Raw genomic sequence first — 14437 nt, 5'->3', positions numbered from 1 at the left:
ATTCATCCAATAGCAGCAATGCTTCAACACGATGCCAAAGTGCAATCATCGCCCGATTCTAATCGTTGCTGCAATTGAATAATCAAATGTCACTCAGAAAGGGTTTGTGCCACATTTAAAAAAATACGGCAATGAATCAATCGGCGCGGGCACGGTCACATCGCGCGGGCCTTCAAACTGCGCGCCGGTGTCCACGTGCTTCCAGCAACCTTGGGGCAAATACACATTGCGCGTGCTTGCGCCCTGCTCCACCACCGGGGCCACCAACACATTGGGCCCCAACAGCCATTGTTGGTCTTCCTGCCGGGCGCGCTCATCCTTGGGATATTCCACCCACAGCCCGCGCACAGGGGGTACGCCTGTTGTTTGCGCTTCTTGCCACAAACGCATGATCAAGGGTGCCGCTTTCAAGTGCAGTTCAGCCGCCTTGCGCCAATGCTCCAATGTTTCTTCACCGTAAAACCAGGGCATGCGCACCCCATTGCTTGACGAATTGTGAACCCTAAACACAGGCGACAATGCAGCCCAGAAAGACCAACGGGTATACAACTCGGCGCTGGCCGCACCCACATGAAAATCAAAGTAGCCACCAATGTCGGTGTTGTAACCGTAGGAACCAGTGGCACCTCGGCTCAGCATGTCAGTGGTCAGCGATGCAATGCCCGAGGCGCGCGACCAATCACTGGTTTCATCGCCTGGAAAATTGGATGACTCAAAACCCGAGCTGCCCTGCCGCCCGGAATAACCAGCACGCGTCCAGAAAAAAATGTGTCGCCCGGTTTTGGCCTCAATGTCGTCGATAATTTTTCGCGTGGTTTGGTGAAATACAGTGGGGTAATGGTTGTGCATGGTTTCACCGGTGCTGCCATCAAAAAAGTGCATGTCCAATGCAATGTGTTCACCAAAGTCTTGCATGAAACCGTCGGCCTTCAGGTCCACCAGCATTTCCCGAATGCGGCCTTCCCACCAGGCAATCGCTTCCGGGTTGGTGAAGTCAATCGCTGCGCCCAAACCACCAAATGGCGTACCGAACAGATAAGGCAAACCGGCTGCGTCGTTGACCACATACCCTTCTTGCAAGGCCTCTGTAAAAGTCTCGGGCCGCTCAGTATTGGCCACATCAACGCCCACGTAATTTCGAATATACAAATACGCTCGAATGTTGCGGTCGTGCAAAGCCTTGATCACAGTTTTGCTGGTTTCGCGCGGCAGTATTTCCCAGCCCTCGAATACATAGCCTTTCACGGGCAATTTGAATGCATCAATCTTCGCAATGTCGTCCCAAATTTTTGCTTCATAGCTGGTCGCATCATCCGCTTCGGCGGACAACACCCGCACTGCGCGCGACAAGGTTGGGCCAAGGTCAGCTTGCAAAGGCACACGGTGTCGCCCTTGCAGGCCCGACAAACTTTGCAGTGCTTTCTTCTCAGCACCAGGTGCAACCAGATAAGTCATCTCCGTGCCTGACACATTCACCTGCCAGGCATCGGCGTTGGAAGCACCAAGGTCGTACCGCGAAGGCCGAGTGCTATCGAGCATGAAGCCATACCCACCCGTTGAAGCAAACGCGGTTGAAATGTAATACGCTGCGTCTGGCCCGGAAGGAAACATGTACCCCTCGCCTTGCCCTGAAGCCAAATTGGCGACAGGTGCCAAAGGCCCGGCTCCAATGTTCTGCGCCTGAATAAAATTGGTCAGCAAATTGCCGCGCTGGTTGATTGCGTTGTGGCGACCACCAAAACCATGAAACGATTCTTCATCGCGCAACACAAAACTGTCTGCCACCATCACAACACCTTCAGCGGGGTTCACGGACATGCGCACTTCAAAGCTGTTGTTGTCCGCAGGATTGATCGCTACATCAATCACCCGCCCAGTAGGGTCGTTGGTAGCAATGGTCAGTTCAACGCCCCTGGCTGTTTCTTTGGCTTCCAAAACGTCCGTGCCGTGGTACTGCACACCCACCAAAGCCTGTGTAATGTAGTTCCCCACCCAGGGCGTAGCGCGCAACTGCGGTGCAATTTCAGCCCCCACCATGTAGCTGAAAGGTGCATTCAACAAACGCCGTGGCAGGTAGTCGCTGCCCAAAGGTTCATCCACTGCAAAGCCCGGCTCAAATAGTCCACCGCTGCTGCTGACCTGTTCAAGCACCAACTCATCGGCCGCATTAAAAAACCGTATCCGCAACGGATTCTTCAACACTTCTACCCGGCCATTGGCATTGCGCATGGCAATGGTTTGCTCGCCCATGTTGACTTGCGCGGGCTGCACTGCACTGCCAGAAACTGTTGCGGTGTTGGCTACAACCGGGCTTTCGCTGTTACTTAAACAGCCCGCCAAAAACACGACTGATAAAAAAATTGAGGCCGCACTAGTACTGCTTGAACACAGGAATTTCATGGTTGTCTCTCGAACAGATTCAAATTCACGCAGTCGGCCATGACGGCGTAGCCTGCAGGGTTGGGGTGCAGGTTGTCACCACTGTTGTATTCTTCAGCCAAAAAACCCTTGCGGTTTTTGTCTTCCAGGCATTGCTCAAAATCCACCATGCCGTCGCTCAAGGTTTGGCTGCGTATCCAGGCGTTGGTTTCATCACGCGCGCGCCGTGCTGCAGCGGTGCCGTGTAGTACGGGTACCAATTCAGTCACTGTGCCTTCTGCTGGCGGTATGGTGCCCAGAATAATTTTCAACCCTGCATTTTTTGCTTTGGCAATCAACTCTTTGTACCCGGCAATCAATGCATCAGATGTGGGCGCCTGCCCCGGCTTGGGGTTCCCGAAGTCGTTGGTGCCTATCATCACCAACACATGGCTTACACCTTGGGTTTGCAGTACATCCGCATCGAAACGGGTCAGCAGTGCCTTGCCAAACTGGGGCAGCCAACCGTCGCGTAGCAACTCGTTGCCACCAATGCCCGCATTGGCCACTGTGAAAGGCATACCTGCACTGTTGAACCTGCGCTGCAAATGGTTGGGGTAACGTTGGTCAGTGGCCACCAAGGGCGAGCCTTGGCCACTTAAAAAAGCCGTGGTTGAATCAGATCCATCGGTAATGGAATCGCCCACCGCCACAACCGTGCTTACATTCTTCGGGGCCAATACCTCCAACGCTTCAATCACGAGAAAATTGGCGGTGTACCCCTCGGGCGCAGCAATAAACATGCTGCCATCGGCACTGCTTGTGTAGTCGCCGGGCAAGCTGAGGTACAGCACCTCGTTCGCATTCAAATGGCGGGTAACCTGGGGCGTAAGTCCTGGCGCATAAAAACTAACCCCCACGCGCCGAAAGGCTTCTACCGGGTAAGCAATCCAGTCGCTCACCACGGTTTCACCCGCTTGCAGTGTCACGCTGGGCCGGCCGTTGAAGGTGAGCAGGCATTCTGTGTTGGGCACCATGTTGGCACTGCCCGGTGCGGCTTCCTCGGCCAAATGAATGTTGGTAAACGTGACCGGCAGGCTTGAATACCGATTGCTTAAACGCAGGCGTACCACATTGCCTGCCCAGTGGGGCGCAAACGATTGGCGAACTGTCAGCCCACTGATGGGGTGCGTAATCAGCGCGTCGCCAGGCGCAGTTTTCCAGGAAGTCACCACCCGCCCCTGCTGCGCAGTGCCCTGCATGGGTGTACAAAAGCCCGCCCCACTTGCTTGAATTGACCGAACTGCGGCACTTGAGTTGTTGGATGAGTCGCCTCCACAGGCTGTCAACAACAAGGCGCTGGCCAAGGCCAAGCCATACATAAACGAGCGTTTCATCGCAAACAGCCTAAGGTTAAATGGAATTTTGGATAATTTGACACGACTTAGTATCAGATATTCAATGCTAGAATAAATGTGATACGATTCAGTGTCAAATACTTTGAGATATTCCATTGACTGAACTCAAAACCACCCTGCCCGCGCAAGCAACCCCGCGCAGTTACGGCGGCAAGTCCGCCGAAGAACGCCAAGCCGCCCGCAAGCAGGCTCTGGTGGACGCCGCCGTGCATTTGTTCGGTGAACAAGGATTTGCAGCGGTGAGTATTGATGCCATTTGTTCGCAGGCCGGGCTGACCAAGCGCTATTTTTATGAAGCCTTCCCCAGCCGAGAAGCGCTATTAACCGCCGCTTACGAATCTGCAACCCGTGAATACATGCAGTCCATTCTGGCCGCGGTAGCACCTTATTTGATGGACGCCCGCAAACTGGTGCATGCTGGCTTGCAGGAAAGCTTCGGTTTTGTAAAGCGCAACCCCGCCAAGGCCCGATTAATTTTGATTGAAGCCATGAGCGTGCGCGGCCAATTGGGCGAAATGTACGGCGAGCGCTACGACGCCTTTGTCGACCTGCTTCTGCAATTCACCCGCCCATTTTTAGGCGGCCCCAAAGTACCCGACAAGGTATTGCGCGTGATGGCCAAAAGCGCAGTGGGCGTGATCATTCACCTGTGCCAAAGCTGGATAGCCACCGACTTCAAACAGCCCGTGGCCGAACTGGTCGACGGCACAGAACGCGTATTCGGCGGCATGGGCCGCGAACTGGGCGTAAAGGGTTATGCGTAGAACAAAGCCCAAACCACACCCCAATTAGACTTCAACAAAACTTTACCGCTGTGCCAAACTGAATACCCAACAACAAAAAGGGGTAAGGCATGGCTACAGCGCATTTTGATTTTTCCAACACCTGGACAGTGATCACCGGCGGCGCCAGCGGCATTGGCCTTACCTGCGCCCTGGCAGTGGCCAAAGCGGGCGGCAACGTGGTGGTGTCGGCCAGCCGCAAACCTGAAAAAACACAAGCGGCCTTGCTGCAAATCCAGCAAGCCAACCCAAAGGTACAAGCCAAGGCATTTCCATGCGAAGTGGGTCAGGAAGTATCGGTTGCCGCATTCTTTGAGGCCATTGGGCGCGAAGGCATCAACATTGACCATGTGATCCACAGCGCAGGCATATCACCCAACACCGAATTTTTTGACCAAACCCAGGCCGAGTGGGACCAAGTTCAAAACACCAATGCCACAGGCAGCTTTTTGGTCACCAAATACGCAGCCCTGCAAATGAAAAACAACCCGCTACACGGCGACTTTCGCGGCCGCATTGTGTTGGTTACTTCAACCAACGGTATTAACAGTTGGGACCCGGTTTCTGCCCACTACGATGCATCCAAGGCCGCCAACAACTTGTTTGTGCGCGTGGCCGCAGAAAAATTATCAGAAGACCAAATTTGCATTAACGGATTGGCACCCGGATGGATCAAGACAGACCTGAATGCCACCCTACCCCCCGACGTGCGCGAAAAAGAATCGTCAAAAATCTGGATGAAACGCTGGGCAGAGCCTGATGAAATGGCTCAATGTGCATTGCACTTACTCACCATGCCCTATTTAATGGGGCAAGTTGTCATGGCCGATGGAGGCTATCGCTAAACGGTGTAAAGGGTGTAACGCTGCAACGGTATACTCATCAGCATGAATGATTTACTGCTGCGCCTTAAACTGGCTGTTGAACACCCTCACGAAGACCAGGTTTCCGTGCGCTTTCTCGCCGACATGCACGGCGAATCAGCCCACGGCGCGCTGCTGCTTTTTCTGGCAGTGCTTACGCTGCTGCCCATTCCCTTTTCAGGCTTTTTGTTCTCGTTTGGCATATGGGCCATAGCCCGCATGATGTGGATCAACGACAGCGGCCACGGCCTGCCTGAAAGGGTATGCCGGGTAACGTTGTCCAAAGCTACGGCCACCCGGCTAATCAAAATTTTAAGCTGGATATACACCAAAGCCGACCGCATTTGCAAACCGCGATTGCTGTCGCTAAGCAGCCCCACCCACCGCGGCTGGCTGGTACCCTTCATCGCCTTGATGGGCTTCATTATTTTTCTGCCCATACCCGGCGGCAACGGTACCCCCGCTGTGGCACTCATCTTGATTGGGCTTGGCCTAATGGCGCGAGACGGCCTGGCGCTTATTGCTGGCATTGTGACTGGCTTGGTGGGGGTTGGCGTGGTGGTTTTTTTGGTGTGGCTGATTGAGAGGGTGGTTTAGGGAAGAAGGTTTTTGGGGGTTGGCAAAGGCTAATTATTTACGCACCTCACCCCGATATTGGCAAGATTACTAAAGTAAACGTGTTACTCGGTATGGATATTTTTTTTATCGTTGGATTAGTGGGTTTTAAATTCATCACGACGTTTTACGAAAACGTCGGTAGATGTGAACAAGCACGTGCAAGTTCGTATTTTTTGTTGAAATATTGATGGTTGAGAGGCTGGTTTTCGGCCAGAGCGGCCTTTGGGACTGTTTACTTAGAACGTCTACAAAGTGGTCATAAACCGACTTTGGATAACGATGAGCTCAGCCGCCGCTTTGGCGGTCGGCTGGAGCGCCTTGTTCTATGTGTGTGCGAGTTGGGGACTCGTTGAACATGCTTGCAAAAAACTCTATCTGTTCCCGAAGGTTTTTAACCCTGTCCCTGAAGGTTTCAATTTCTTTACTTTCAACCTCATACCCATGCATGAGCTGGGCAATTTTATGTACGAAATAGTTTCTTTGACTTAATAGAAAGTTCAGGTGATAGCTCACTGTGTCACTGAGATTCCCTCTAGATTCCAATTGCTTTATAAGCCCGCCCAATGGTGTCTTTTTTCCGATAGCAACCCCTTGCTCAGCCAAAAAATCCAAAAGCACTCCCTCAAGGCGACCAACCGCCAACACCATTTCGCCAAGGCTCTGAGTAAACATCGCATCAGACATCAGCTTTTCGAATGCATGAACCATGTTCACCTACACAGAACGTTGAAAATCACTGGACGTAGGCAAGCTTAGCTTGCCGAAGTTCCGGTGGATTGTGATGTTAGGTTTCATGAATGGCCCCGATCAACGCGTTTATATGCTTAATTGCCAACGTCTGCATTTCCTCATCGTTCTTACCGTTGAGTACATAAGCAAACCTGTAAATTTCCTTTTCCTCTTGCAGCTCGTACTCATCATCTTGGGTGTACTTAGCCCAAGCCGCCTCTATGGCATTATGGTAGGTGGAAGGAACAGCTACACGCAAACGGAGATATGCAGCCAGATGTTTTGAATAATGCTCCTGAAGCACTGAATTTGCTTCGCCGATTCCTTGCTCTTCGACAGGCCGGCTTAATCGAAGAAGTGTATCGCTGAAACTCGACAAGAATCTGCCTTTCTCTTGTTGCACCACGAGTTCGATTGCCGCTTTTTTTGTCAGCTTTGCGCCATACCAAACCCCAATCAATGCGCCGCCAACACCAACAAGTGCCGCCCAGATTTCATTTGGCATACAAATTCCTAATAAGTTGAGACAGTCCGTCTTTTTAAACCTAATGCCTGGGCTCAGCGGCCGATTTGGAGGCGCAGCGCGCCGGAAAAGCGGTCCGCTGCAGCCCTTGGTTAGCTTGATACATACTTGAATTCTGACTTCATATCTGAACCAGATTTTACGAATTCCTGGACCATCGGTTTGTAAGGGGAAAGTGACGCACAAGATAGAGCAAGATTAGAAAGAAAATTGGTGACTTTGTGTGCATACTGCAGACAATCATACTTGCCGTAATCTTCAAGCGCAGCCTTTGCTATCAGTTCGAATTGGCGTATGTACCTATCAAAATCGTCCCTTCTACTTCTCTCTTTGTAGAGGGTCTCTGGGTCTTTGGGGATTGGGAATCGAACAACTTGTATCATTTTGTCAGAGGGCAGGGTCACAACTTCCTTAATACAATAAAGCTTGTGATTTACCATGCTGATAGGTGCAGAGTGCATTACTAAGTCGCGGTAGTCACCAAGCTCTTTAAGCCAGCCATCGCTACTCATCATATTTAAGAAGACGGCCTCTAAATCGGTCAAATCCGTTTTTTTCTTCAATAACTTCAGTAAACCACCGGCAGTCGTGATTTCTCTCTCCTCTCTCAAATCTCCGGATCGGGAAAAGTTGTATACAAGTTCAGAAAGGTAATCACGTAAAATGCAGGACTCGAACAAAAAAGACTGGAATTTTTGATAGGTTAACTCAGTGAAGCCGTCTTGAAACCGCCCGCTAAGCTCAGGATTACCTTTGATGCGAAGAGCATTAAGCTGTGCCCTGTACGCAAGCGACAACTCTTTCAGCCGTTCACTTAGCGATGAAAGTTGGTAAGAAATTCTCTTCGAAAGGTCATAGAAAAGCCCATTTTTATGGCTGTATGCCGAATTCCCAAGCTGTCCCCAAAGTTGAAATGCATCCCAGTTAACCCAATTTTTTTCCTGTTGTGCGTACGGGCGCCACTGCGGAGGTGAAGAACCGATCGCTTCCCCCTCATGAGTGGTAAATTCAACGCCAACAATCTCTAATTTCAGCGCCTTCAGCTTTGAATAAAGACTGCCGTATGTTGGTAGCTTCAGTTCCAGCTTTTTATTGTCCGTGGTGGTCGGCCAAAGCGAAACCCTCTCCGATTGAGGAGGATTAATCGCCAGTAACCCACCTTGAAGATGGACATGACGTTCACTAATTGGCCAATTATCGGTCACATCACTTCCTTAAGCTAACGTTTGACGTGAGGGGCCGCCGTAGCGGTAAAGCCGCGAAGGAAACCCACAAGCGCAGCTTGTAGGCGGCCCCTCTCGACAGAATAGTTAGAGCGCATTCACTTCGCTCCCGACAACAAACGCTGCCTAAGTGTGGAGAACTCTTCAAGAGCGCCGCGGAGAATCTGATACACCTCTTCGTGTTCTCCCTTACCCAGGTCAATGTAGTACATGCGACGCGAGGCCCCGCAGCCAAGCGTGACTTTGCCAAAGTAATTAGTCTGCCTCATCTCAGAGCGCAGATACTTTGAGATGTTTCGGTGTTTCACTGTGTTGGCTAGATCTCCAATCACACGCATGTATTTTGAGATGTTAATTTGGTTTTCTATGAACTTGGATTGCTCTGGGTACTGACCCTTTAGCCAATCTTTCTCATTCCAAAGATAGACCGCCATTGTTTTGAACTGTTGCCGCAACTGACGCTCGGATGTTTTGTAGGAAATCCAGTTGGCAATTTGATTCCACAAGGCAAGCGCCTCAAACCAATTTTCATGTTGATTAGACTGGTTGATTATGTTCATAGCCAAACACTCTAACTTGATTTATCTAAAAATAACGGCGATATCCTTTTATCCGAACGTCGCAAGTTATTTCATGAACTTGACTATTTCAAATACTTGGCAAGCATTGCATGAACCGAATGAAAAATAAACCCTAGTTATTTATCAACAAATGGTGAGCTTAGAATTGCGTCCTTAAGAGTGGAACAATCTTCAGATGCCATCTAGCTTTCGAAGTCTGTTTTCGCCAACAACTCAGACGTTTTAGCCACCAGCCGCTAACGACCTCTCCGGCCAAAAAGCTGTCTTTGGACCAACAGTCCTCGAAACACCTAACCCCCATAAAACTGAAGCACCAACACGCCCATGCCTTCCACCTCAGTCACCTGAACACTCACGTCGGTCAGTCCAAGCTCTTTCGCCAAATCAGCCAAATGCAATGGTGTTGTAAATCCATCCGCTTGAATATCAAGCAGCGCTTTTTTTACCTTTAGGCTGTCCGCTTCAGCAAACAACAAGTCAGGCACCACACGTAAAACTCTACGCAAAACTGTAGTGTCGTCATCTGGCCCAAGTAAAACTGTCAGCCTTGCGCCGTAATGGTTGCAGCCAAACAATTCCAGATAAAAGCCCCCCACCCCTTTCAGGTTTCCGGTGTAGCGAACTTTCTTTTCTATCTCTTCAAAACCGAGCACATGCTTCGAACTTTTGATTTTTTGTAAATCCACCCCACTGCTTTCAAAAACACATGCAGTTGAAGATGCAGCCCACACTGGGCTGAATATCGATGCGGAAATGGTCAACATCAATACAGCTAAAGTTGCTTTGATCATGATTTACCCGGCTGAGGAATTTCCAAATGATAGGCCGGATCGGATGGAGGCCCCAAATACTTCGACACCCTACCCTCGCCCTTAACCGCCTCAACAAATCGCTGGCGCAAACTTGGCTGAATACTGGACGGTGCAATATCAATCACATTGAGTTTCGTTGGATCAGCAACATGGTTCGACACTTTAGATGGGTCTAGCGCGATGATTTTTGCTTTCATCATCGACACAATGAACTCCTTGCGATGATTTTTTGCTTTGTGTTTGCTGTATTCATCAATCACTCGATCACCGTACTTGCCATAAAGAAGCTTCTGGTGTGCCACACCGTACCTCTCAATGTTGTCGTACATAATGCGCGCTTGATCGGCTGGGGTACGTGCAGTGCTCGTAATCAATATTGATGCGACACCAGCCCTATGCATGATGTCGATCAACACTGATTTTGAATACTCGGATACAAACTGCACGCTGGTCGAAGCATTTAGAAACTGAATGTGAGCCAAGTCTAGACCTTGCCTGAAATGATTAAACATTCAGGCTAGCAACTATCGCTGTAGGGTGAGAACAAGTGAATCGGGTCAGCTCAAGTCAATCGCCTCGCGCCATGGCAGGTATGGCGCCCAACACCGGCTGCGCAGCCTCCACACCTTCTCCAAGCGCTTGCCGAGCAAACTCCTGCAACACCATGTCAGCAGCCTTCTCCGCAATCATGGTAGCAGCAGCGTTGGTGTTGCCACCCACCAAGGTCGGCATGATTGAACAGTCCACAATTCGCAAACCAGTGAGCCCCCGCACACACAAGCGCGAATCCACCACGGCCATATCGTCTACGCCCATTTTGCAAGTGCCCACTGGGTGATAGGCAGTTTCCGCGGTTTGGCGAACCCAGCGCTCCAGTTCCGAATCCGTTTGCACACCAGCACCAGGTGCAATTTCCGATCGACTGTACGCTTGCAATGTGGGCTGCTTGACCACATTTCGCAGAATTTTAATGGCCTTGACCAAGCGATCTATGTCGCGCTGATGCGCACCATAATTTGGATCAATCTCTGGGTCTTGCATCGGGTCTGCACTTTTCAAACGAACTTCTCCGCGGGAAAGCGGGCGAAGATCGTACGCCATCACCGAGTAAGCGTAATGCCCAAACATGGGCCACAAATTCAAGCCATGCCTGGTGGCTGGCAAAGGCACCACGTGAAACTGCAGGTCTTCAATCGGCTCACTTTCAGCAGATTTCACAAAACCACCTGCCTCAGCCAGGTGGCTGCTGAATTCGCCTTTCTTGAAAAACAGGTACTTGAACAATTCCAGAAACCGGCGGCCCAAGGCCAAAGGGTTCAGTGAAATGGTTACACCGGGCTTTGCTTTCATCACCAAAAATACGTCCAGGTGATCCTGCAAATTTTTTCCCACGCCGGGCAAGTCGTGCTGAACTTCAATGTTGTGGCGGTCCAGTTCAGCCTTCGGCCCCACACCCGACAACATCAAAACTTGGGGGGTATTAAAGGTACCCGCACTCAACACCACCTCACACCTGGCTTTGGCTACCTTTCTCAAACCTTGAGCCAAGTATTCAACCCCAACAGCCTGTTTGCCCTCGAACACCACCCGGCTTACCCGAATATCGGTGATCACTGTCAAATTTGGGCGATCCATCACTGGCCACAAGTAAGCCCTCGCATTGCTGAATCGCTGACCATCTTTGTGATACGACTTGTAAATTCCAAACCCGGTTTGGCTTGCCCCGTTGAAATCATTATTCTCTGGCCAACCCGCCTGAATACCCGCCTGCACAAACGCGGCAGAAACCGGATTCAAATGCGCCGAACTTGAAATATGCAATGGGCCGTTAGCACCATGAAACTTTGATAGCTCGCTGTTGTGGCCTTGCTGCAAAGGGGCATAGCTTTCAGACTTTTTAAAGTAAGGCAGCACGTCGTCGTAAGACCAACCATCGCACCCCAAATCAGCCCACAAATTGAAATCTGCCGCATTGCCGCGAATATTCACGCACGCATTGATTGAGCTTGATCCACCCAGCGTTCTACCCCGGGGCTGAAACATTTCACGATTGCCCAAATGCGCTTGCGGCGTGCTCCAGTATCGCCATGTGTACTTTTGGCTGTACACCAGTGCGGCAATACCAGCCGGCATTTTAATTAATGGATTTTTTTGGTCCGTAGGGCCGGCTTCAAGCAACAACACCTTGAACCGCCCGCATGCAGTAAGCCTGTTGGCCATCACACAACCGGAAGACCCAGCGCCCACGATGACGAAATCGAATTCATCCATCTGTCCCCACCCTTGTTATTATTGATTACAGATCCATACTACTGCGCCACAATACCCCTAACAAAAACTCACCTGTAAAACTGCGCATGAGACACCTTGAAAAACACAAAGGCCACCGCACCGGCTGGCTGCGCGCCGCAGTGCTTGGCGCAAATGACGGCATTGTGTCCACCGCCAGCCTGGTGTTGGGTGTGGCTGCAACAGGTGCTGGCTCAAAGGCAATACTGGTCGCAGGTGTAGCCAGTTTGGTAGCTGGTGCCATGTCCATGGCAGCGGGCGAGTATGTGTCTGTCAGCTCGCAAGCCGATACGGAAAACGCCGACCTTGCGCGCGAACGCGCCGAACTGGCCAATCAGCCCGACCATGAACATGCTGAGTTGACTTCGATTTATGTCGATCGGGGGCTTGATGAGAACCTGGCACAACAGGTGGCCACTCAATTGATGGCACATGATGCACTGGGCGCACACGCACGGGACGAACTCGGTTTGTCTGACACACTCGCTGCCAAACCTGTGCAAGCCGCTTTGGCCTCAGCGGCCACATTTGCTGCAGGTGCCTTTTTGCCTTTGCTGGTGGCTTTGCTGTTACCAGCAAATTTACTGATGTGGGGCGTTGCTGGAAGCGCACTGTTTTTCCTGGCAGCTTTGGGTGCATTGGCTGCAAAGGCGGGCGGTTCTTCCATGCGTGTGGCGGCGGTGCGCGTCACTTTCTGGGGCGCCTTGGCCATGGGCCTGACCGCAGGTGTGGGGGCCTTGTTCGGGGTGGCGGCTTAACGACGATTGCTACGCAATAAACAATACGGAAAACAAAAAAGACCAGGGTTAAAAAACCGACCCTCTGTTCTCCTGTTCTATACCTATGCTATATCGAGAGCAACAACTTATCTGAGGAATCCGGAGCTTGATCTGAAATCCATTGCCAAGCGGTAACGGCGGCCGACTGATACCTAAACTCATTTGGTCTCCTCCCCTTTAGTGAAAAACAGCTTCAATCCGAGCCTATCGCCAGCAATCTGCGATACAAACTGCTCCACAGCTTTCGCGGTTGAGTAAGAAAGTCTGGAATGAATCTTGGTTAATGCGAAAGTTAACTCCTGTTCGTAGGCGGTCTCTTTACTTTCGCGGAGCGCCACAAGAATGGCGTGCAAAGCAAGCCAACTTGAAAATATTCGACCTGAGACACCCGAAGAAACATTTGTTTGCTGAAACACCTTTCCACTGGTTTGATCAAAGAAATTCAGGAAGTCATTTAAGCGGTGCTCGGGATCGATATTTAGGGCATTACGCGCAATTTTTGGTAGCTCCAACTTTATGTCCTCATAAAGCCTATCCAAGTAATACTCAACATCGCTGCGTGCTCGTACCAGATAATTTTGGTCATATTGAAACTTCTCCAAGCGCTGCTGCATGGTGGCTTGATTCACTAAAATTGTGAGGGTCAACCCGCCGATAACGACTGAATAAATACCACCAAAAAAATCTCCCGCCTTCGCCCAATCATCGGGGTCACTACTTAGAGGACCATGGAACTGACGAAAATACATCAGTAACGGCGCTATCAACAAAAACACAATTGACCAAAAAAATAATGCGTTGCGTACTTTAGGAATCACGACTCGACCTCCATTTAATTTCAGGTGAACCTACCTTTATTCAAGTGGAAATACAATCCCTAGCTAAACAAGACGCATCAGGCCAATACTGCGAAGAGATTTTCTTGAAACTAACGCGACACGTTACTGAATAAGCACATCGAAGAAAAACTACTTCAACACGATCAAACAAAATTATTTAATGCGTAGCCATAGCTACAGAAGCAGCGCTGAACACCAGTTAGCTCTCTGGCTCGATTTTGACCTAGTTCAGGTCAAGCGATCACGGTTAGCCCAATTTCTTGATAATTGGGAGGGGCGGCGATCAGCTCAGGCCTACAAAGGCCATCTCAGCAAATTCTTCGCCTGGTGCTGTCGGCGCGGTTTGCTCAATTCAAACCCAGCTAGAGACGTAACGGTTGAAAAACCCCAGGCCCGCGATGTATACATGACAGATGAACAGTACTTGGCCATTCATAGGAACTTGGCCATCGGTAAAGACAAGCGCCCTACCAGCTCAGGGCCCATGGTGCAGTGCTAAATAGATTTGCTGTACCTGCTTTACCAACGCGGAACCGAGGTGCGCCTATTGCGTTGGGATCAGGTGACAGACGAAGGTATCAAATTCAAGCCAACCAAAACTGCGTATTCTGGTGAATTCGTCC

Annotated in this window: 14 protein-coding genes; 4 read left to right on the top strand and 10 right to left on the bottom strand. The window is 50.6% G+C overall.

Going from position 1 to position 14437, the window contains the following annotated elements; translation table 11 throughout:
• Nucleotides 1–93 precede the first annotated feature (93 nt).
• A complete protein-coding gene (locus B4N58_RS00070; protein ID WP_291744740.1) occupies nucleotides 94–2400 on the bottom strand; it encodes a TIM-barrel domain-containing protein in 2307 nt (768 codons plus the stop codon).
• Nucleotides 2397–3755 carry a GDSL-type esterase/lipase family protein gene (locus B4N58_RS00065; RefSeq protein ID WP_291744738.1) on the bottom strand — a complete coding sequence of 453 codons (1359 nt, stop codon included), beginning with the start codon at nucleotides 3753–3755 and terminating at the stop codon, nucleotides 2397–2399. Before B4N58_RS00065 ends, B4N58_RS00070 begins: the two co-directional genes overlap by 4 nt.
• A 116-nt stretch (nucleotides 3756–3871) precedes the next feature.
• On the opposite strand from B4N58_RS00065, the gene B4N58_RS00060 reads away from it, so the two are divergent.
• The 3 genes from B4N58_RS00060 to B4N58_RS00050 all read left to right on the top strand — a co-directional run bounded on the left by B4N58_RS00060 (nucleotide 3872) and on the right by B4N58_RS00050 (nucleotide 6018).
• The gene (locus B4N58_RS00060; RefSeq protein WP_291744736.1) at nucleotides 3872–4540 is read left to right on the top strand and encodes a TetR/AcrR family transcriptional regulator; all 669 of its coding nucleotides are present in this window, start codon (nucleotides 3872–3874) and stop codon (nucleotides 4538–4540) included.
• An 89-nt stretch (nucleotides 4541–4629) separates the two neighbouring features.
• Nucleotides 4630–5403, top strand: coding sequence for an SDR family NAD(P)-dependent oxidoreductase (locus tag B4N58_RS00055; RefSeq protein WP_291744734.1), 774 nt, complete (start codon nucleotides 4630–4632; stop codon nucleotides 5401–5403).
• Between the two features lie 42 nt (nucleotides 5404–5445).
• On the top strand, nucleotides 5446–6018 hold the full coding sequence (locus B4N58_RS00050) for an exopolysaccharide biosynthesis protein (protein ID WP_291744732.1): 573 nt from the start codon (nucleotides 5446–5448) through the stop codon (nucleotides 6016–6018).
• 306 nt (nucleotides 6019–6324) lie between these two features.
• On the opposite strand, the gene B4N58_RS00045 is transcribed toward B4N58_RS00050, so the two are convergent.
• The 7 genes from B4N58_RS00045 to B4N58_RS00015 form a co-directional block, all read right to left on the bottom strand.
• Nucleotides 6325–6747, bottom strand: coding sequence for a hypothetical protein (locus tag B4N58_RS00045; RefSeq protein WP_008249985.1), 423 nt, complete (start codon nucleotides 6745–6747; stop codon nucleotides 6325–6327).
• Between the two features lie 76 nt (nucleotides 6748–6823).
• Nucleotides 6824–7273 (bottom strand): hypothetical protein, encoded by a 450-nt coding sequence (locus B4N58_RS00040; protein WP_008249983.1) that lies wholly within the window; start codon nucleotides 7271–7273, stop codon nucleotides 6824–6826.
• 110 nt (nucleotides 7274–7383) lie between these two features.
• Nucleotides 7384–8496 carry a hypothetical protein gene (locus B4N58_RS00035; RefSeq protein ID WP_291744729.1) on the bottom strand — a complete coding sequence of 371 codons (1113 nt, stop codon included), beginning with the start codon at nucleotides 8494–8496 and terminating at the stop codon, nucleotides 7384–7386.
• A 116-nt stretch (nucleotides 8497–8612) separates the two neighbouring features.
• A complete protein-coding gene (locus B4N58_RS00030; protein WP_291744727.1) occupies nucleotides 8613–9074 on the bottom strand; it encodes a formyltetrahydrofolate deformylase in 462 nt (153 codons plus the stop codon).
• A gap of 311 nt (nucleotides 9075–9385) precedes the next feature.
• Nucleotides 9386–9886: a hypothetical protein gene (locus B4N58_RS00025; RefSeq protein ID WP_291744725.1), complete on the bottom strand. Its 501-nt coding sequence runs from the start codon at nucleotides 9884–9886 to the stop codon at nucleotides 9386–9388.
• Nucleotides 9883–10389: a hypothetical protein gene (locus B4N58_RS00020; protein WP_291744723.1), complete on the bottom strand. Its 507-nt coding sequence runs from the start codon at nucleotides 10387–10389 to the stop codon at nucleotides 9883–9885. Before B4N58_RS00020 ends, B4N58_RS00025 begins: the two co-directional genes overlap by 4 nt.
• Before the next feature lie 85 nt (nucleotides 10390–10474).
• On the bottom strand, nucleotides 10475–12178 hold the full coding sequence (locus B4N58_RS00015; protein WP_291744721.1) for a GMC family oxidoreductase: 1704 nt from the start codon (nucleotides 12176–12178) through the stop codon (nucleotides 10475–10477).
• An 86-nt stretch (nucleotides 12179–12264) separates the two neighbouring features.
• Between B4N58_RS00015 and B4N58_RS00010 the strand changes: the two genes are divergently transcribed.
• A complete protein-coding gene (locus B4N58_RS00010) occupies nucleotides 12265–12954 on the top strand; it encodes a VIT1/CCC1 transporter family protein (RefSeq protein WP_291744719.1) in 690 nt (229 codons plus the stop codon).
• Nucleotides 12955–13133: 179 nt separating this feature from the next.
• On the opposite strand, the gene B4N58_RS00005 is transcribed toward B4N58_RS00010, so the two are convergent.
• Nucleotides 13134–13793 carry a hypothetical protein gene (locus tag B4N58_RS00005; protein WP_291744716.1) on the bottom strand — a complete coding sequence of 220 codons (660 nt, stop codon included), beginning with the start codon at nucleotides 13791–13793 and terminating at the stop codon, nucleotides 13134–13136.
• Nucleotides 13794–14437: the final 644 nt, after the last annotated feature.

Origin of the sequence: Limnobacter sp. UBA3528 (assembly GCF_002377005.1) — a bacterium.
GTDB lineage: Bacteria > Pseudomonadota > Gammaproteobacteria > Burkholderiales > Burkholderiaceae_B > Limnobacter.
This window is presented reverse-complemented; position numbering and strand designations above follow the sequence as displayed.